16 protein-coding genes are annotated in these 18,526 nt (G+C 66.2%); 9 read left to right on the top strand and 7 right to left on the bottom strand.

All coding sequences use genetic code 11. The features are described 5' to 3' along the window. Positions 1-161: 161 nt before the first annotated feature. Genes lptB through kdsD form a run of 5 tightly spaced genes read right to left on the bottom strand, consistent with a single transcriptional unit; the run spans position 162 to position 3,758 of the window. On the bottom strand, positions 162-938 hold the full coding sequence (gene lptB, locus WJ12_RS14030) for an LPS export ABC transporter ATP-binding protein (protein WP_034189275.1): 777 nt from the start codon (positions 936-938) through the stop codon (positions 162-164). Continuing rightward, a complete protein-coding gene (lptA, locus tag WJ12_RS14025) occupies positions 935-1,600 on the bottom strand; it encodes a lipopolysaccharide transport periplasmic protein LptA (protein WP_006483139.1) in 666 nt (221 codons plus the stop codon). Before lptA ends, lptB begins: the two co-directional genes overlap by 4 nt. Before the next feature lie 20 nt (positions 1,601-1,620). Beyond that, entirely contained in the window at positions 1,621-2,235 is a 615-nt protein-coding gene (gene lptC / locus WJ12_RS14020; protein ID WP_034189276.1) for an LPS export ABC transporter periplasmic protein LptC, read from the bottom strand. A gap of 3 nt (positions 2,236-2,238) precedes the next feature. After that, entirely contained in the window at positions 2,239-2,775 is a 537-nt protein-coding gene (locus WJ12_RS14015; RefSeq protein WP_034189277.1) for a KdsC family phosphatase, read from the bottom strand. Next, positions 2,775-3,758, bottom strand: a complete 984-nt coding sequence (kdsD, locus tag WJ12_RS14010) for an arabinose 5-phosphate isomerase KdsD (protein WP_059558722.1) — start codon at positions 3,756-3,758, stop codon at positions 2,775-2,777. The genes WJ12_RS14015 and kdsD overlap by 1 nt, the downstream gene beginning before the upstream one ends. 125 nt (positions 3,759-3,883) lie before the next feature. Here kdsD and WJ12_RS14005 point away from each other — a divergent pair, with 125 nt between their 5' ends. The 5 genes from WJ12_RS14005 to purU all read left to right on the top strand — a co-directional run bounded on the left by WJ12_RS14005 (position 3,884) and on the right by purU (position 9,011). Continuing rightward, positions 3,884-5,890 (top strand): monovalent cation:proton antiporter family protein, encoded by a 2,007-nt coding sequence (locus WJ12_RS14005; RefSeq protein ID WP_034189279.1) that lies wholly within the window; start codon positions 3,884-3,886, stop codon positions 5,888-5,890. A gap of 77 nt (positions 5,891-5,967) precedes the next feature. Beyond that, positions 5,968-6,534: an adenine phosphoribosyltransferase gene (locus WJ12_RS14000; RefSeq protein WP_034189280.1), complete on the top strand. Its 567-nt coding sequence runs from the start codon at positions 5,968-5,970 to the stop codon at positions 6,532-6,534. A 31-nt stretch (positions 6,535-6,565) separates the two neighbouring features. Continuing rightward, positions 6,566-7,180 (top strand): LysE family translocator, encoded by a 615-nt coding sequence (locus WJ12_RS13995; protein WP_034189281.1) that lies wholly within the window; start codon positions 6,566-6,568, stop codon positions 7,178-7,180. A gap of 5 nt (positions 7,181-7,185) precedes the next feature. Continuing rightward, positions 7,186-8,052 carry an NUDIX hydrolase gene (locus tag WJ12_RS13990; protein ID WP_034189282.1) on the top strand — a complete coding sequence of 289 codons (867 nt, stop codon included), beginning with the start codon at positions 7,186-7,188 and terminating at the stop codon, positions 8,050-8,052. A 74-nt stretch (positions 8,053-8,126) separates the two neighbouring features. Continuing rightward, positions 8,127-9,011 (top strand): formyltetrahydrofolate deformylase, encoded by an 885-nt coding sequence (gene purU / locus WJ12_RS13985; RefSeq protein ID WP_034189283.1) that lies wholly within the window; start codon positions 8,127-8,129, stop codon positions 9,009-9,011. A gap of 89 nt (positions 9,012-9,100) precedes the next feature. Here the strand turns inward: purU and WJ12_RS13980 are convergent, their stop codons facing one another. Together WJ12_RS13980 and uvrA are read right to left on the bottom strand one after the other, a co-directional pair. Beyond that, entirely contained in the window at positions 9,101-10,186 is a 1,086-nt protein-coding gene (locus WJ12_RS13980; RefSeq protein ID WP_034189284.1) for an AI-2E family transporter, read from the bottom strand. A gap of 246 nt (positions 10,187-10,432) precedes the next feature. Continuing rightward, entirely contained in the window at positions 10,433-13,318 is a 2,886-nt protein-coding gene (gene uvrA / locus WJ12_RS13975; protein WP_034189285.1) for an excinuclease ABC subunit UvrA, read from the bottom strand. A 266-nt stretch (positions 13,319-13,584) separates the two neighbouring features. Between uvrA and WJ12_RS13970 the strand changes: the two genes are divergently transcribed. From WJ12_RS13970 to WJ12_RS13955, 4 genes are all read left to right on the top strand, one after another. Further along, a complete protein-coding gene (locus WJ12_RS13970; protein ID WP_034189286.1) occupies positions 13,585-14,772 on the top strand; it encodes an MFS transporter in 1,188 nt (395 codons plus the stop codon). A gap of 100 nt (positions 14,773-14,872) precedes the next feature. Beyond that, positions 14,873-15,433, top strand: coding sequence for a single-stranded DNA-binding protein (locus tag WJ12_RS13965; protein ID WP_059558719.1), 561 nt, complete (start codon positions 14,873-14,875; stop codon positions 15,431-15,433). A 255-nt stretch (positions 15,434-15,688) separates the two neighbouring features. Further along, positions 15,689-16,888, top strand: coding sequence for a tyrosine-type recombinase/integrase (locus WJ12_RS13960; protein WP_069245707.1), 1,200 nt, complete (start codon positions 15,689-15,691; stop codon positions 16,886-16,888). Positions 16,889-16,983: 95 nt separating this feature from the next. Beyond that, positions 16,984-18,525, top strand: a complete 1,542-nt coding sequence (locus tag WJ12_RS13955; protein WP_167361877.1) for a site-specific integrase — start codon at positions 16,984-16,986, stop codon at positions 18,523-18,525. Position 18,526 lies beyond the last annotated feature (1 nt).

Genomic DNA, 18,526 nt, shown 5'->3' with positions numbered 1-18,526 from the left:
GAGTCATACCGGCAGTTTGCCACGACCCAGGCGCATTGAGCCATCCGCGATTACGCGCGGCGCGCCGCCCGGCCGCGGGCATGCCCGCGGGGCGTGGATGCAAAGCAGGGCGCGGCCCCGCGCGGCGATGCCGGGCGGGGTGCAGCCAGCCACGAGGGGAGTTACATGCGGAAGTGTTCGCCGAGGTACACGCGGCGCACGCTTTCGTTTTCGATGATTTCGCTCGGCGCGCCGGCGGCGAGCACCGAGCCGTCGCTGATGATGTACGCGTGATCGCAGATGCCGAGCGTTTCGCGGACGTTGTGGTCGGTGATCAGCACGCCGATGTTGCGTTGCTTCAGGAACTTGACGATCTTCTGGATCTCGAGCACCGCGATCGGGTCGACGCCGGCGAACGGTTCGTCGAGCAGGATGAAGTTCGGGTTGGTCGCGAGCGCGCGGGCGATCTCGACGCGGCGCCGTTCGCCGCCCGACAGCGACAGCGCGGGGTTCTCGCGCAGGTGGCCGATCTGCAGCTCGTCGAGCAGCGCCTCGGTGCGCGACGAGATCGCGTCCTTCGACAGCCGCTTGCCGTCTTCGCCGTGCTGCAGTTCGAGCACCGCGCGGATGTTTTCCTCGACGGTCAGCTTGCGGAACACGGACGCTTCCTGCGGCAGGTACGACAGGCCGAGCGACGCGCGCTTGTGGATCGGCAGCAGGCTGATCGAGCTGCCGTTCAGCGAGATCTCGCCCGCGTCGAGCGGCACGAGGCCGACGATCATGTAGAACGACGTGGTCTTGCCGGCGCCGTTCGGGCCGAGCAGGCCGACGACCTCGCCGCTCTTCACGTCGAGCGACACGTCCTTGACGACCGTGCGCGAGCCGTAGCGCTTCTTCAGGTTGCGGACGACGAGCGAGCTCGTGGTGCCGGCAGGCTGGCGGTTCGGTAGCGCGTTCATTGGCCCGGCGCTCCCTGGATCGTGGTCGACGGCGACAGCTTCGCCGGCGCGCCGTTCAGCGGCGCGGGGCCGCCGTTCTTCGGCGACAGCATCGCGCGCACGCGGCCGTTCGGGTTGCCCGGCGCGGCCACGTCCTTGCCGCCCTTCGCGGTGTAGAAGTCGCGCTGGCCGTCGTACGTGATCACGCTGCCGTGCACGGTATCGGCGACGGTCGACGTGCCCTGCAGGCGGCGCACGGTCGCGGCCGTCGTGAGCGTGGTCAGGTCCTGCTTGCCGTCGTAGTCGATGCGCTCGGCGTCGCCGTCGATGTATTCGTCGAGGCCTTCGCGCTTCTGGCGGAACGTCGCGTGCTTCTTGCCGCTGCCGAACGAGGTGGCGTACTGATAGCCTTCCGGGTCCTGGCGCACTTCGACGCGATCGCCCTTGATGATGATCGTGCCCTTCGTGATCACGACGTTGCCGGTCGCGACCGTGACCTGCTTCAGGTCGTCATAGGTCAGGTTGTCGGCCTCGACGTTGATCGGCTTGTTCTGGTCGGCCTTCTCGGCATGGGCGAGCGGCGCCAGCCCGACCAGCGGGAGCGCCACGAGCGTCGCGGCAAGCGCGGCGCGGACGGCGCGCGCAGCGCCGCCGGAAATCTGTCGAGGGAACGGTTCGTTCATGCAGTCACGTGAGGGATGCGTCACTTGGGTTGACCTTTCGAGCCGCCGGACGTGTCCGCGGCGGCAATCGTGCCGCGCACGTTGCCGTAGAGCTCGATGACCCGGGTGACGTTGTTGTACTTCATGCCGTCGGTCGCGTTGACGAGCGACAGGCCGCGCTGAAGTTTAACCGGCTTTTCGGTCTGGATCACATCGTCATTGACGAAGATCCGGAAATGCTGGGAATCGGCCTGCATCTGCGGATCGCCGCCGCCGGCCGCGCGCAGGATGCGGGCATCGTCGTACAAATCGACGATCGACACGTCGCCGTTGACGGTGCCGCGCTTCGCGGTGGTCGTGACGACCGGCTTGCCGGGCTGGAACGCGCGCATGGCCGGATCGGTCAGGTCGCTGCTTTCGGTGTCTTCGTAGTGGATCAGCTTCGCGGCCGTCAGCCGGTACTGGGTCGAGCCGGACTGGTCGAGCTCGGTGACCGAGAAGTTGTCCGCGAAATAGTCGGGCGTGTGGCGCTTCGGCTGCACGGTGCCCTCGCCGGGCGGCGGCAGCGTGGCCTGCAGCAGCCACCACGTGACGCCCGCGAGCGCGGCGACCGCGCCGAGCGGCAGCAGCTGGGTCCAGCGGAAATGCGTATTCATCCGTCAGGCTCCGCAGGCCGCCGCGAGCAGCGCGTCGTAGCGGCGCTGCGCGCGCAGGATCGCGTCGCAGACTTCGCGCACGGCGCCCTGGCCGCCACGGGCCTCGGCCACCCAGTGCGCGCGGGCGATCACCTCGGGGTGCGCATTCGCGGGGGCCGTCGCGAAGCCGCAGCGCAGCATCACCGGCAGGTCGGGCCAGTCGTCGCCCATGTAGCCGCATGCGTCGGCGGCGAGGCCGAGCGAGGCGATCAGGTCGGCGAACACGGCGAGCTTGTTCTCGACGCCCTGGAACAGGTGCGCGATCTTCATTTCCTTCGCGCGCGCCGCGACGATCTCCGAGCGGCGGCCCGTGATGATCGCGGTCGCGATACCGGCTTCGCCGAGCAGCTTCACGCCGTGGCCGTCGAGCGAATTGAACGACTTCATCGTGTCGCCGGCCGCGGTAAACAGCAGGCCGCCGTCGGTCAGCACGCCGTCGACGTCGAAAATCATCAGCTTCACGCGGCTGGCGCGTTCGGCCGCAGTCAGCGCTGCGCTCATCAGATCACCTTCTTCGAAAACAGGTCGTGCATGTTCAGCGCGCCGATCAGCGCGCCGTCGGCATCGACCACCAGCATCTGGTTGATCCGGTGGCGCTCCATCAGTTCCACGGCCTCGACCGCCAGATGATCCGGCGCGATCGTGCGCGGGTCGCGCGTCATCACGTCGGTGATCGGCAGCGTGCGGAAATCGCCGTCGCGTGCGAGCACGCGGCGCAGGTCGCCGTCCGTGAAGATGCCGACGACCTTGCCGGCGGCGTCGACCACGGCCGTCATGCCGAGGCGTTTCGCGGTGATCTGGAACAGCGCGTCCGACAGCGTCGCGTCGAGCCCGACGGACGGGACGTCGTCGCCCGAGCGCATCACGTCGCGCACGTAGGTGAGCAGGCGCCGGCCGAGCGCGCCGCCCGGGTGCGAGCGCGCGAAATCCTCCGAGCCGAAGCCGCGCGCGTCGAGCACGGCGACGGCGAGCGCATCGCCGAGCGCGAGCGCGGCGGTCGTGCTCGCGGTGGGCGCGAGGTTCAGCGGGCACGCTTCCTTCGAGACGGCGGCGTTCAGGTTCACGTCGGCGAGTGTCCCGAGGCTCGACTCCGCGCGGCCCGTGATCGCGATCAGCTTCGCGCCGATCCGCTTCACGAGCGGCAGGATCGCGACGAGTTCTTCCGACTCGCCGGAATAGGAGATGCCGATGAAGACGTCGTCGGAGGTGACCATCCCGAGGTCGCCGTGGCTGGCTTCGGCGGGGTGGACGAAGAAGGCCGGCGTACCGGTGCTGGCCAGCGTGGCCGCGATCTTGCGGGCGATATGCCCCGATTTGCCGATACCGGACACCACCACGCGGCCGCAGCAGCCGAGCAGCAGCGCGACGGCCTGGACGAAGCCGCCGTCGAGCTGGTCGCGCAGCGCGCGCACGGCGTCCGCCTCGATGTCGAGTACGTCGCGGGCGAGCGCGAGCGCCCGATCATCATTGATTTTCGCTATCATGCGCGGAGTATAGCAAAGGCGTTTGTTCGCCGCGCCGGGCCCTCGGACTCGTCCGAGGTCGCCTGTCCACCGCCACCACCCGCGCCCGCATTGCCGTGGCCCCGACGAACGAGGACGCTTCGCCTGTGATTTCCCCGCTCGAAATGACCCTGCTGCTGCTGCTGGCCTCGGTGGTGGGCGTCGTCGTATTCCGTTCGCTGAACCTGCCGCCGATGCTCGGCTATCTGACCGTCGGCATCCTGGTCGGCCCGCATTCGTTCGGCGTTGCCGCGGATCTCGAACGGGCCGAGCACCTCGCGGAATTCGGCGTGGTGTTCCTGATGTTCTCGATCGGCCTCGAATTCTCGCTCGCGAAGCTGAGGGCAATGCAGCGGCTCGTGTTCGGGCTCGGGTTGCTGCAGGTCGTCGCGACGCTCGTGCTCGCGCTCGTGCTCGGCGCGCTGTTCGAGCGCTGGGTGCACATCACGTGGCAGGGCAGCATCGCGCTTGGCGGCGCGCTCGCGATGTCGTCGACGGCGATCGTGTCGAAGATGCTCGCCGAGCGCCTCGAGATCGAGACCGAGCACGGCCGCAACATCTTCGGCGTGCTGCTGTTCCAGGATCTCGCGGTCGTGCCGCTGCTGATCGTGATCGCGGCGTTCGGCGCCGAATCGTCGAAGGACCTCGCGATCACGCTCGGCTTCGCGGCGGTCAAGATCGTGATCGCGCTGACGCTGCTGCTGGTCATCGGCCAGCGTTTCATGACGCGCTGGCTGAACGTCGTCGCGCGGCGGCGCTCGCAGGAACTGTTCGTGCTGAACCTGCTGCTCGTCACGCTCGGCGCCGCGTTCGTCACCGACCGTTTCGGCCTGTCGCTCGCGCTCGGCGCGTTCATCGCGGGGATGCTCATCTCCGAGACGCCGTTCCGTCACCAGGTGGAAGAGGACATCAAGCCGTTCCGCGACGTGCTGCTCGGCCTGTTCTTCGTGACGACGGGGATGCTGCTCGATCCGCGCGTGATCTGGGAGCACCCGCTCCTCGTGCTCGGCTTCTTCGTCGGCCAGATCCTGTTCAAGGCGACGATGATCGCGGGGCTCGCGCGGCTGTTCGGCGCGACGCCGGGCGTCGCGATGCGCACCGGCATCGGCCTCGCGCAGGCCGGCGAGTTCGGCTTCGTGCTGCTGAACCTGATCCTCGACCGGCATCTCGTCGATTCGACGCTGCTGCAGGCGATCCTCGCGTCGATGCTGCTGTCGATGCTCGCCGCGCCGTTTCTGATCCAGAACGCCGACCGGATCGTGATGCGGCTGTCGTCGACCGAATGGATGCAGCAGTCGCTGCAGATGACGCGGATCGCGACGCAAAGCCTGAAGCAGCGCGGCCACGTGATCATCTGCGGCTACGGCCGTGCCGGGCAGAACCTGGCGCGGATGCTCGAGCAGGAAGGCATTTCGTACGTCGCGCTCGACCTCGACCCCGATCGCGTGAGCGCGGCCGCGGCGGCCGGCGAGTCGGTGGTATTCGGCGACGCGGCGCGCCGCGAGTCGCTGCTCGCGGCCGGTATCCACCGCGCGGCGGCCGTCGCGATCACCTATGCGAACACGCCGTCGGCGCTGCGCGTGCTGCACCACGTGCACGAGCTCGAGCCGACGCTGCCGGCGATCGTGCGTACCGTCGACGATGCCGATCTCGAGAAGCTGCTCGCGGCCGGCGCGACCGAGGTGATTCCCGAGATCGTCGAGGGCAGCCTGATGCTCGCGTCGCACACGCTGGTGCTGGTCGGCGTGCCGATGCGCAAGGTCGTGCGGCGCGTCGAGGAAATGCGCGACGAGCGTTACAGCCTGCTGCGCGGCTATTTCCGCGGGGCGGACGATGCGGACGACGACGACCACGAGCAGGTGCGGCTACAATCGGTGCCGGTCGACGCGCGCGCGGACGCGGTCGGGCGTTCGCTGGAAGAACTCGGGCTGTATGCGCTGGGGCTGGAAGTCACGGCGATCCGCCGCCATGGCATCCGCGGCGTCGAACCCGACCCGCAGACCAAGCTGCGCGCGAGCGACATCGTCGTGCTGCGCGGGCTGCCCGAGGCGCTCGCGCTCGCGGAGGAGCGGCTGTCGCGCCATCGGCGCGATCCGCCGGCCGCCGCCGCCTGAGTCGCGATTCACAACCTGACCCGTATTTATTCGAAACGGTGCCCGATCTTCGCGCACCGTTTTTTTCGGAGAGTTTCATGCCGCACTCGTCGCCGGGCGCACCGCTCGATCCGGTCGCCTTCATCCACAGCCAGATCCGTACGGTGCCCGACTGGCCGCAGCCGGGCGTGCAGTTCCGCGACATCACGACGCTGCTGCAGAGCCCGAAGGCGCTGCGCATCCTCGTCGACCTGTTCGTCGAACGTTATGTCGACGCGAAGCTCGACTATGTCGCGGGCCTCGACGCGCGCGGCTTCATCATCGCGCCGATCGTCGCGTACGAGCTGAGCGTCGGCTTCGTGCCGATCCGCAAGGTCGGCAAGCTGCCGTACAAGACGCGCTCGGAATCCTACGATCTCGAATACGGCAGCGCGACGGTCGAGATCCACGAAGACGCGTGCCGTCCCGGCGATCGCGTGATCATCATGGACGACCTGATCGCGACCGGCGGCACGATGATGGCGGGGCGCAACCTGCTGCAGCGGCTCGGCGCGGTGGTCGTCGAAGGCGCGGCGATCATCGACCTGCCCGATCTCGGTGGCTCGACGCTGCTGCGCAATGCCGGGTTGCCCGTCTATACCGTCACCGAATTCGGCGGCCACTGAGCGTCAGCGTCCGTCATCCCGCGAGGTCACGATGCCCAACTTCATGCTGTTTCTCGCCACGTCGATCGCGATCACGTTCGCGCCCGGTCCCGACAACCTGCAGGTGCTCGCGCGCGGCATCTCCCAGGGCCGCGCGGCCGGCTTCGTCGCCGCGCTCGGCTTCACCGCCGGGATCCTGTTCCACACGACGCTCGCGGCGCTCGGCGTCGCGGCCGTGCTGCGTTCGTCGCCCGTCGCGTTCCAGATCCTGAAGCTCGCGGGCGCCGCGTACCTCGTGTGGATCGGCATCAAGGCGCTGCGCAGCCAGGGGCTCGCGAATGCGCATGCGCGTCCGCCGCAGCCGCTCGGCACGATCTTCCGGCAGAGCGTGATCGGCAACCTGATGAACCCGAAGGTCACGCTGTTCTTCGTCGTGTTCCTGCCGCAGTTCGTCGATCCGCACGGCGCGCAGGGCGTGACGCTGCAGATGTTCGAGCTCGGCGCGCTGTTCATGCTGCAGACGGCCGTGGTCTTCTCGCTGTTCGGCGTCGGCGCGGGCATGATCGGCACGTGGCTGAAGCGCCGCCCGAAGGCCGGCGTGTGGCTCGACCGCATTGCCGGCGCGACGTTCATCGCGATCGGCATCCGCGTCGCGCTGAAGGACTGATCGCGATGACGTTTCCGTGCATCGCGGCCGCGCGCCGTTTCGATCCGGCCGCGCACCTGCGTTTCGAGATCGCCGGCCAGGCGGTTGGCTGGGTGCGCCGTCAGGACGTCGCGAAGCTCGCGCGCTGGCCCGACGTGTTCGAGCTGACCGGCGAGCGCGTCGTGCTGTCGGCGCGCTACGACTCGGTCGACGCGCGCAGCATGGCGCTCGCAAGCGCGATCGGCGCACTGGCGGCCGACGGCGCGATTCCCGGCTGGCGCGACGAGATCTACGCGATCCGCAACCGCTTCGACGACCCGCCGCTCGCGTACATCGAGCGCGCCGCGTCGCGCTTCTTCGGCACGCAGACCTATGCGGTGCATCTGAACGGCATCGTAGAATATGCGGTTGCGCCGGGCGCGCCGCGCGCCGCGGCCGTGCCGCAGATGTGGCTCGGCCGCCGCAGCGCGACCAAGGCCACCGACCCCGGCATGCTCGACAACGTCGTCGCGGGCGGCATCGGCTGGGGGCTGGGCGTTCACGAGACGCTCGCGAAGGAGTGCTGGGAAGAAGCCGGCATTCCGCCCGAACTGGCCGCGCGCGCGATCGCGGGCCGCGCGGTGCAGGTGCTGAACTCGCTGCCGGAAGGCACCCAGTCCGAACTGATCTTCGTGTACGACCTGCCGCTGCCGCCCGACTTCGCGCCGCGCAACCAGGACGGCGAAGTGGCCGAACACCTGCTGGCCGGCGTGCCCGAGGTGATCGGCTGGCTGCGCGAAGGCCGCGCGACGATGGATGCGAGCCTCGCGACGCTCGACACGCTGCTGCGCCACCGCTGGATCCCGGCGGCCGACGCGGCCGGCATCGACGCGCTGTTCGTACCGGCCGCATGACGCACGCCGCGGCGCGCGGTCAGGCGGGGCGAACGGGCAATTTGACGAATACGGAAACAAAGGGAGTAGCGGTCATGCCGACCGATCACAGCTTTATCTTGAAACTGTCGTGCCCCGACCGGCACGGCATCGTCCACGCGGTCTCGGGCTTCCTGTTCGAGCGCAGCAACAACATCCTCGATTCGGCGCAGTTCGGCGACAGCCGCACCAGCGAGTTCTTCATGCGCGTGCACTTCGAGCAGGACGGCGACGGCACGGATGCCGCGACGGCGCTCGACACGCTGCGCAAGGAATTCGCGCCGCTCGCCGAGCAGTTCTCGATGCGCTGGGAGCTGCACGACGCGGCCGTGAAGCCGCGCGTCGTGATCATGGTGTCGAAGATCGGCCATTGCCTGAACGACCTGCTGTTCCGCTATCGCACCGGCCAGCTGCCGATCGAGATCCCGGCGATCGTGTCGAACCACAAGGAGTTCTACCAGCTCGCCGCGAGCTACAACATCCCGTTCCATCACTTCCCGCTGATCGGCGGTTCGTCCGATGCCGCGAAGGCCGCGCAGGAAGCGCGCGTGCTGGAAGTGATCGACGAGCACCAGGCCGATCTCGTCGTGCTCGCGCGCTACATGCAGATCCTGTCGCCGAACATGTGCGAGCAGCTCGCCGGGCGTGCGATCAACATCCACCATTCGTTCCTGCCGAGCTTCAAGGGCGCGAAGCCGTACTACCAGGCGTTCGACCGCGGCGTGAAGCTGATCGGCGCGACCGCGCACTACGTGACGACCGATCTCGACGAAGGCCCGATCATCGAGCAGGAAGTCGAGCGCGTCGACCACAGCATGACGCCCGACCAGCTGACCGCGATCGGCCGCGACGTCGAGTGCGTGACGCTCGCGCGTGCGGTGAAGTGGCACGTCGAGCACCGGATCGTGCTGAACGGGACGAAGACGGTCGTGTTCCGCTGATCGGCCGGGCACCGGACGGCCTCGAAACGAAAACGCCGCACCCTTTCCGGGGTGCGGCGTTTTTTGTTGCCCGAGCGGGCAGCGCTGCGTCAGATCAGCCGCAGCAGGTACAGCTCGCGCTTCAGATACGCGTAGAAGATCGGCGCGGCGATCACGCCGGGCAGCCCGAACGCGGCTTCCATGATCAGCATCGCGAGCAGCAGCTCCCACGCGCGCGACTCGATCTGGCCGCCGATGATCTTCGCGTTCAGGAAGTATTCGAGCTTGTGGATGACCACCAGGAACGCGAGCGATGCGATCGCCGTGCCCATGCTGACCGACAGCGACACGGCGACGATCAGCGTGTTCGAGATCAGGTTGCCGATCACGGGCAGCAGGCCGACGATGAACGTGACGAGCACGAGTGTCTTCGACAACGGCAGCCGCTGGTGGAAGATCGGCAGCGCGACGAGCAGGTAGATGCCCGTGAACGCCGCGTTGATCGCCGAGATCTTGATCTGCGCGAACACGATCCGGCGGAATGCATCGGCGAAGCGCGACACGCGCGTGACGAGCGCGGTCGACAGCGGCCGGCGCACCTTGCCGTGCTCGACGCCGATCGCGATCATCGCGCCGATGATCATCCCGAACAGCACGTGGCCGAAGCCGCGCGCGACGCTCTTGCCGCTCTGCTGGAGCTGGTCCATGTGCGAGTGCATCAGCACGGCGGCCTTGGTCTTCATTTGCTCGACGTCGACGGGCAGCAGGTTCGCGATCCAGGCCGGCGTGCGCGCGCGGGTCTGCTCGACGATCTGCATCAGTTGATCGAGCAGGCTTTGCAGGTTCGGCACCGTGCGCTCGAAGTGTTCGATGATGCCGATCGTCAGGCCCGTCAACGCGCCGACGATCGCGATCGACAGCAGCACGACGGCGACCCAGCGCGCGCGCATGCTCGTGGTGTGGCGTTCGATCGCGGGCGCGATCGTGTGGATCAGCTGGTAGACGAGCAGGCCGGCCAGCAGCCCGCCGAGCAGCTTGAGCTCGATCACGAGCCACATGGAAAGGATCGCGAACGCATAGCTGCCGATCTCGAGTGCCGACAGCTTCGGCAGGCTGAAGTCACTCGTCAGCCGCACGCTGCGCAGGTGCGGTTCGCGATTGTGCGTATCGCGAGACGAGTCGGGTTGCTTCTCCATTGTGGATTCCTGTCGTTCGTGTGTCATGCCGCGGAATGCGAGGCAGAGCCGTGTTCGCCCGGTTCCGCACCGGATTGGTGCGGGTGGCGAACCTTACGACCGTAAAGTATAGCTGCCATTATGGTCCGCAACGGGACGGTTTGGCGCGTGGTGTAAACGCAGAAGGGAAAACGAGGGGAAGCGGGTTGCGCGGGGCGCCGGGACGCGCGCGCGGCCGGGCGGCCGCGCGCGGGAAGGGGGCCGGCGTCAGCCGGCCGCGACCTTGCGGGTCGGGCGCTTGAGCAGCGGCGCGAGGTACTTGCCGGTGAAGCTCGCCTTGGTTTTCGCGACCTGCTCGGGCGTGCCCTGCGCGATGATCTGGCCGCCGCCGGCACCGCCTTCGGGGCCGAGGTCGATCACCCAGTCGGCCGTCTTGATCACGTCGAGGTTGTGCTCGATGATCACGACCGTGTTGCCCTGGTCGCGCAGCCGGTGGATCACTTCCAGCAGCAGCGCGATGTCGTGGAAGTGCAGGCCGGTGGTCGGTTCGTCGAGGATGTACAGCGTGCGGCCCGTGTCGCGCTTCGACAGCTCGAGCGACAGCTTCACGCGCTGCGCCTCGCCGCCCGACAGCGTCGTGGCCGACTGGCCGAGACGGATGTAGCCGAGGCCGACGTCGAGCAGCGTCTTCAGCTTGCGCGCGATGACCGGCACCGCGCTGAAGAACTCGTACGCGTGCTCGACCGTCATGTCGAGCACTTCGCTGATGTTCTTGCCCTTGTACTGCACTTCGAGCGTTTCGCGGTTGTAGCGCTTGCCGTGACACACGTCGCACGGCACGTAGACGTCCGGCAGGAAGTGCATCTCGACCTTCAGCACGCCGTCGCCCTGGCACGACTCGCAGCGGCCGCCCTTCACGTTGAACGAGAAGCGGCCCGGATCGTAGCCGCGCTCCTTCGAGGTCGGCACACCCGAGAACAGCTCGCGGATCGGCGTGAACAGGCCCGTGTACGTGGCCGGGTTCGAGCGCGGCGTGCGTCCGATCGGCGACTGGTCGACATTGATCACCTTGTCGAAGTGCTCGAGCCCCTCGATCGCCTCGTGCGGCGCCGGCTCGGCCGACGAGCCGTACAGGTGGCGGGCGACCGCGTGATACAGCGTGTCGTTGATCAGCGTCGACTTGCCGGAGCCCGACACGCCGGTGATGCAGGTCAGCAGGCCGACCGGCAGGTCGAGATCGACGTGCTTCAGGTTGTTGCCGTGCGCGTCGACGATGCGCAGCATCCTTTCGGGATCGGGCGCGAGCCGCTCGTCCGGGTACTCGATCGTGCGCTTGCCGACCAGGTACTGGCCCGTCAGCGACTGCGGGTTCGACTGCACCTGCTTCGGCGTGCCTTCGGCCACGATCACGCCGCCGTGCTCGCCCGCGCCGGGGCCCATGTCGACGACGTAGTCGGCCGTGCGGATCATGTCCTCGTCGTGCTCGACGACGATCACCGAGTTGCCGAGATCGCGCAGGTGCTTGAGCGTCGCGATCAGGCGGTCGTTGTCGCGCTGGTGCAGGCCGATCGACGGCTCGTCGAGCACGTACATCACGCCCGTCAGGCCCGAGCCGATCTGCGACGCGAGCCGGATGCGCTGCGCCTCGCCGCCCGACAGGGTCTCGGCGCTGCGCTCGAGCGACAGGTAGTCGAGGCCGACGTTGTTCAGGAACGTCAGGCGCGCGACGATTTCCTTGATCACCTTGTCGGCGATCTCGCGCTTCGCGCCTTCGAGCGTCAGGCCGTCGAAATAGCCGAGCGCGTCGCGCAGCGGCCAGCCGCTGATTTCATAGATGCCGCGCGCGTAGTCGCCGGTGCCGATCCGCACGTGGCGCGCCTCGCGGCGCAGCCGCGTGCCGTCGCACGACGGGCACGGCTGGTTGTTCTGGTACTTCGACAGCTCTTCGCGCACCGCGACCGAATCGGTCTCGCGGTAGCGGCGCTCGAGATTCGGGATGATCCCCTCGAACACGTGCTCGCGGATCGTCGTGCGGCCGCGCTCGTTGATGTACGAGAACGGGATCGTCTGCTTGCCGGAGCCGAACAGCAGCACCTTCCGGATCTTTTCCGGCAGATCCTCGAACGCGGCGTCGATGTCGAATTCGTAGAATGCCGCGAGACTCTGCAGCATCTGGAAGTAGAACTGGTTGCGGCGGTCCCAGCCCTTCACGGCGCCGGCGGCGAGCGACAGCGACGGGTGCGCGACGACCCGCTTCGGGTCGAAGAACGTGATCTGGCCGAGGCCGTCGCATTCCGGGCACGCGCCCATCGGGTTGTTGAACGAGAACAGGCGCGGCTCGAGCTCCTGCAGCGAGTACGAGCAGATCGGGCACGCGAACTTCGAGCTGAACAGGTGCTCGCGGTCGGTATCCATCTCGAGCGCGATCGCGCGGCCGTCGGCGAGGCGCAGCGCCGTCTCGAACGATTCGGCGAGCCGCTGCTTCATGTCCGGACGCACCTTGAGGCGATCGACGACGACGTCGATCGTGTGCTTGTCGTTCTTCTTCAGCTTCGGCAGCGACTCGACCTCGTAGATCTTCGCGACGCCTTCGTTCGCGGTGCCGCCGCCCGAGCGCACGCGAAAGCGCACGAAGCCCTGCGCCTGCATGTCCTCGAACAGCTCGGCGTGCTCGCCCTTGCGGTCGGCGACGACGGGCGCGAGGATCATCAGCTTGGTTTCCTCGGGCAGCGCGAGCGCCGCGTCGACCATCTGCGACACGCTCTGCGCCTCGAGCGGGATGTCGTGGTCGGGGCAGTACGGCGTGCCGACACGTGCGTACAAAAGTCGCAGGTAGTCGTGGATCTCGGTGACCGTGCCGACGGTCGAACGCGGGTTGTGGGACGTCGCCTTCTGCTCGATCGAGATCGCGGGCGACAGGCCCTCGATCAGGTCGACGTCGGGTTTCTCCATCAACTGCAGGAACTGGCGGGCATACGCGGACAGGCTTTCGACGTAGCGGCGCTGGCCCTCGGCATAAAGGGTGTCGAACGCGAGCGACGACTTGCCCGACCCGGACAACCCGGTAATCACGATCAGCTTGTGGCGCGGCAGGTCGAGATTGACGTTTTTCAGGTTGTGGGTGCGTGCCCCACGGATACGGATCTGTTCCATGAACCTGGCGAAAATGGAGGGAACCAAACCTGCTACTATAACGGCTTTTCGAGACCGTCGTTTACGGCCCCCCAGCCTTTACAGCAGGTGGCAGCAAGGCGACACCCGCACCGGGGAAAGCGGTCGCGCCGCACGGTTCCGGGCGGCCCGCGGGCTGCCGGCATCGCGCCCCGACGCGTCGTCCGCCAGGCCTCCCGGGCCGCCGGTCCTGATCTTCCGCCGCCCGCCGCCGGGCGGACACCCCGATCATTCGAAATTCATTCCCGATGTCCAATCCGTCCGCCACGTCTTCCCGCATGACCGCGCCCGAACTGCGCGCGACCACGTCGCTCGCGGCGATCTTCGCGCTGCGCATGCTCGGCCTGTTCATGATCATGCCGGTGTTCTCGGTCTACGCGAAAACCATCCCGGGCGGCGACAACGTGCTGCTCGTCGGTATCGCGCTCGGGGCCTACGGCGTCACGCAGTCGCTGTTCTACATCTTCTACGGCTGGGCGTCCGACAAGTTCGGCCGCAAGCCGGTGATCGCCACGGGCCTCGTGATCTTCGCGATCGGCAGCTTCGTCGCCGCGTTCGCGCACGACATCACGTGGATCATCGTCGGCCGCGTGATCCAGGGGATGGGCGCCGTGTCGTCCGCGGTGCTCGCGTTCATTGCCGACCTGACCTCCGAGCAGAACCGCACGAAGGCGATGGCGATGGTCGGCGGGTCGATCGGCGTGTCGTTCGCAGTCGCGATCGTCGGCGCGCCGATCGTGTTCCACTGGGTCGGGATGAGCGGCTTGTTCGCGATCGTCGGCGTGCTGTCTATCGTCGCGATCGGCGTCGTGCTGTGGATCGTGCCCGACGCCGCGAAACCCGTGCACGTGCCCGCGCCGTTCGCCGAGGTGCTGCACAACGTCGAGCTGCTGCGCCTGAACTTCGGCGTGCTGGTGCTGCACGCGACGCAGACGGCGCTGTTCCTCGTCGTGCCGCGCCTGCTGGTCGACGGCGGGCTGCCGGTCGCCGCGCACTGGAAGGTCTACCTGCCGGTGATGGGGCTCGCGTTCGTGATGATGGTCCCGGCGATCATCGTCGCGGAAAAACGGGGCAAGATGAAGCCGGTGCTGCTCGGCGGCATTCTGGCTATCCTGATCGGCCAATTGTTGCTCGGCAGCGCGCCGCATACCATCCTGATTGTGGCGGCGATCCTGTTCGTCTACTTCCTCGGGTTCAACATCCTGGAAGCGTCGCAGCCGTCGCTCGTGTCGAAGCTCGCGCCGGGTTCGCGCAAGGGCGCGGCCACGGGTGTTTACAACACCACGCAGTCGATCGGGCTCGCGCTCGGCGGCATCGTGGGCGGCTGGCTGTTGAAGCACGGCGGCGCGAACACGGTGTTCTATACGTGCTCGGGGCTCGTGGCTGCGTGGCTTATAATCGCGGCCAGCATGAAAGCGCCGCCGCGCAAGGCCTGAACCTTATTTCGGGCAGGCACCGGCCGCGTGCCGGCTTGCCCGGCGGGCCGTTCCGGCGACAGGCGCGGGCGGCCCGGCATCGAATTTACTGGAGAAACACATGGCATCCGTCAACAAGGTCATCCTCGTCGGCAATCTCGGCGCCGATCCTGAAGTCCGTTACCTGCCGAGCGGTGACGCGGTTGCGAACATCCGTCTCGCGACGACCGACCGTTACAAGGACAAGGCGAGCGGCGATTTCAAGGAAATGACCGAGTGGCATCGCGTCGCGTTCTTCGGCCGTCTGGCGGAAATCGTCAGCGAATACCTGAAGAAGGGTTCGTCGGTCTATATCGAAGGCCGCATCCGCACGCGCAAGTGGCAGGGCCAGGACGGCCAGGACCGCTACTCGACCGAAATCGTGGCCGACCAGATGCAGATGCTCGGCGGCCGCGGCGGTTCGGGCGGCGGCGGTGGCGGTGACGAAGGCGGTTACGGCGGCGGCTACGGTGGTGGTGGTGGCGGCGGTCGCGGCGAGCAGGCGGAACGCGGTGGCGGCGGCGGCGGCGGCGGTCGTGCCGGCGGCGCGGCGCGCGGCGGTGCAGGCGGCGGCGCGCAAAGCCGTCCGAGCGCACCGGCCGGCGGCGGCTTCGACGAGATGGACGACGATATTCCGTTCTGACTTCCCGTAACCAAAAACTGTAAAGATCAACCCCGCCTTTTGGTGGGGTTTTTCTTTTTGTATCTGGGATTCCGAGCTTTCCTTGACCAGCAACATTTGCCGGAGGGGTGCCATGGCTGCCGGCGTTTTTTTGTCCGTAACTATTACCGTCAACTTGGGGCGCCGACGGTTTGGCGGGGCGGGGTACGTCGGCCGTTGCCACGAAAAAGTCGTAAACATTGCCTATGTTGGATCGCGAGCATCTAGGAGAAATCGATGCGTACCCGATTTCACGTGGTCACGGTCCGGCACCCGAGCGGCGAACGATTGCCGATCCTGCTGGACGCCGACAGGCAACCGATACCCTGGGTCAACGCGTATCTAATTCAACGTCTGCGTCCCCGGCTGTCGGTCAGTAGCCTCGTCAAGACGCTGCGCGTTCTGGGCTATATGTGGGCGTGGGCTTTGGCAGAGGCCTTTCCGTTGCAGGCACGACTTGTGTCCGGCCAGGGGCTGAGTCAGGATGAGATCGTTAGCCAGCTTTACCCTTGGCTGAGGCGCAACTTCCAAGCGACAGGAAAAGTTCGCAAGCTCGTCGTATCACCCAACACTGTGGCATTCCGGCTGAACGTGGTTTCGCAGTGCGTCAGGTGGCATCTTGAGTGCGCGATGTCGGCGCTGCCAGTGGGTAGCCCGGAGATTCGCGACATACGGGCACGACTGACGCTGATCGAGCGCAGCTTTGCTACCGCAGCTCGCGCCCGGGTCGAATCGTCGGTTCACGCAGTGCCGCTGACCGATGACCGGTTGCAGCGGTTATTGCAGATCTGCCATCCCGACGCCTGCGACAATCCGTGGAAAACGCCGTATCGCGGGCGCAATTTCCTGATCGTATTGATGATGGCGACACTCGGCGTGCGGCGGGGCGAACTGCTCAAGCTCCGGGTTTCTGACTGCCACCTGGCCCGAGCCATTCCCGAAATTCGTGTGGTGCGTTCACCTGACGATCCTGTTGATCCGCGGATCAACGAGCCGCAGGTCAAGACCGAGTCGAGACATCTGCCGTGCGACGCCTCACTGGCGAGATACCTCAATGAGTACATCTGTAGGGCGCGACGGCAGATTCCCGGTGCTAACAGGAGCCCGTTCCTGTTTCTGAGCCGGGGCGGGCAGCCGATGAGCCTCGCGCGCGTGAACGGTCTGCTCGATCAAGTTTCTGTGGTCCATCCTGAGTTCGACGATCTGCACCCGCACTGCCTGCGCAGCACGTGTGCCACCGGCTTCCGCGCGGCAGGACTGCGCAACGGTCTGGATGAGGAACGGATCGACAAGCACATGATGTACTTCTTCGGCTGGCGCTCGGCCGACTCGGTGAAACCGTACATCGACGCCGCCATCCGACGGGAATCATGCGAGATCAGCCTGAGCTACCAGGCATCGCTCTTCGATAGATCAATCGTCCGGGACGATAGATGACAAACAGTGACGTGAACCGGGCCATGGCTGCACATATGCGGCGAAACGGGCTGCCTCCGTTACCCGATCACGTAGTGGACCGAGATGGGCGGCGGATGAATCTCGACGGCCTCGTATGGAAATTCAATGTTGTCACCACACATGTGGCCATTGACTGGTCCAGCCTCACCGACTGCAATGTGATTGTGAACTATGCGCTGCGGCGATGGGCGGTGCTGCTGCTTGCCCAGCAATCTGGACAAACCGTTGCGGCCGGAATCCGTACGGTTGTCGGTGCGCTGCGTGGCCTTCACTCAGAACGCAAGATGGCCACTGGCGAGCTTCAGAACATGTGGCGGCAGCTGTCTGGGATCAATGATCCATCGCGCCTGCGAACCGCCCTGCGCGTCCATATCGAAAAGGCAATCCAAACTCTCCGCACGCGGAAAGCGATGGATGATTTTTACGTCCTGCGTAGCTGGTACCTTTGGTCATCGGAAATGCTGGACTGTCTCGGTTTCGACGAGGAATTCGCGCTCGAACTCGATGAGGTGCAGATTCCTGCGCGGCCATCGCGCCTCGTGGTCGAACTCGAGGACGTAGAGTGCGGCCCGCTCTGGGATACCGAGGTGACGATCTTGCGTCGCGCGCTGTTGGATGACGTATCGATGGTTCGTCTGCACGTAATGCAGCGTGCTGCCGTCGCGCTTAGTCTTGCATACGGCCGCAACCCGGCTAACTTCTGCTTGCTGCGGGAGACGGACTTGAGGAATGCGCTCGAGGGGTTCGACGTACCGGAGCAATGGGTGCTCTTGATTCCAAGGATCAAGAAGCCGGGCATTGGTGTTCGGCAGGCATTTGTCGAGGAGCGCGTGAGTGCCGAACTGGCGGGCGTCTTACGGACGCTTCTGGACGCCAACCTGGCGATCGACTGCGGCGATTTCCCTCGACCGCTCTTCATGCGCAACAACATCGATCCTTGGTGCCTGGATACCGGTATAGGTGAATATGGGTATCACATTACGGTCGAACAGTTCCGTCAGCTGATAAAGCAGTTTGCCGCGCGGACGAATCTCAAATCCCCGCGTACGGAGCGCGCGCTTCACGTTACCTCCCGTCGGTTGCGCTATACGTTCGCAACGACGATGGTCGAGCTGGGCGTATCACGGAAAGTGCTGGCCGCCATGCTTGACCACTCCGATACACAGCACGTTCAAGTTTATTACTCATTGAAGGGACGTCGACTGACGAAGATCTTGGATCGTGCTGCCGCGCTTAGGATCGGGCCACTGATGAGGCTGTTCCGTGGAACGCTGGTGCCGTCGTCAGCGTCGGCAGTGAATGGCACCGACCCCGCGAAAAGCATCAGGTTCATTGGAGACATGTTGGCGGTACCGCCGGTTGAAATTGGAGCGTGTGGGCAGGATCGACTCTGTCTACTCGACCCACCATTCTCGTGCTATCTGTGCCCGAAATTCCAGCCTTATGTGGAAGCCGACCATCAAGCTGTGCTAAACGAGTTGCTGGCGAGCCGACGGGAGCGCGAGCAGAAATATGCTCCCCGCTTGTCGATCCAGCTTGATGACGTGATATACGCGGTCGCAGAAGTGATTCGGAAAGTTGACGAATATGTGCGCGGGCATCGCAAGCCGGCGTAAG

Source organism: Burkholderia seminalis, from assembly GCF_001718535.1.
GTDB classification, from domain to species: Bacteria; Pseudomonadota; Gammaproteobacteria; order Burkholderiales; family Burkholderiaceae; genus Burkholderia; species Burkholderia seminalis.
This window is presented reverse-complemented; position numbering and strand designations above follow the sequence as displayed.

What these genes read in the sequence shown, in the direction of transcription:
- lptB (WP_034189275.1), bottom strand. Translation starts at nt 938, where the DNA reads ATGAACGCGCTACCGAACCGCCAGCCTGCCGGCACCACGAGCTCGCTC.
- lptA (WP_006483139.1), bottom strand. Translation starts at nt 1,600, where the DNA reads ATGAACGAACCGTTCCCTCGACAGATTTCCGGCGGCGCTGCGCGCGCC.
- lptC (WP_034189276.1), bottom strand. Translation starts at nt 2,235, where the DNA reads ATGAATACGCATTTCCGCTGGACCCAGCTGCTGCCGCTCGGCGCGGTC.
- WJ12_RS14015 (WP_034189277.1), bottom strand. Translation starts at nt 2,775, where the DNA reads ATGAGCGCAGCGCTGACTGCGGCCGAACGCGCCAGCCGCGTGAAGCTG.
- kdsD (WP_059558722.1), bottom strand. Translation starts at nt 3,758, where the DNA reads ATGATAGCGAAAATCAATGATGATCGGGCGCTCGCGCTCGCCCGCGAC.
- WJ12_RS14000 (WP_034189280.1), top strand. Translation starts at nt 5,968, where the DNA reads ATGCCGCACTCGTCGCCGGGCGCACCGCTCGATCCGGTCGCCTTCATC.
- WJ12_RS13995 (WP_034189281.1), top strand. Translation starts at nt 6,566, where the DNA reads ATGCCCAACTTCATGCTGTTTCTCGCCACGTCGATCGCGATCACGTTC.
- WJ12_RS13990 (WP_034189282.1), top strand. Translation starts at nt 7,186, where the DNA reads ATGACGTTTCCGTGCATCGCGGCCGCGCGCCGTTTCGATCCGGCCGCG.
- purU (WP_034189283.1), top strand. Translation starts at nt 8,127, where the DNA reads ATGCCGACCGATCACAGCTTTATCTTGAAACTGTCGTGCCCCGACCGG.
- WJ12_RS13980 (WP_034189284.1), bottom strand. Translation starts at nt 10,186, where the DNA reads ATGGAGAAGCAACCCGACTCGTCTCGCGATACGCACAATCGCGAACCG.
- uvrA (WP_034189285.1), bottom strand. Translation starts at nt 13,318, where the DNA reads ATGGAACAGATCCGTATCCGTGGGGCACGCACCCACAACCTGAAAAAC.
- WJ12_RS13970 (WP_034189286.1), top strand. Translation starts at nt 13,585, where the DNA reads ATGTCCAATCCGTCCGCCACGTCTTCCCGCATGACCGCGCCCGAACTG.
- WJ12_RS13965 (WP_059558719.1), top strand. Translation starts at nt 14,873, where the DNA reads ATGGCATCCGTCAACAAGGTCATCCTCGTCGGCAATCTCGGCGCCGAT.
- WJ12_RS13960 (WP_069245707.1), top strand. Translation starts at nt 15,689, where the DNA reads ATGCGTACCCGATTTCACGTGGTCACGGTCCGGCACCCGAGCGGCGAA.
- WJ12_RS13955 (WP_167361877.1), top strand. Translation starts at nt 16,984, where the DNA reads ATGAATCTCGACGGCCTCGTATGGAAATTCAATGTTGTCACCACACAT.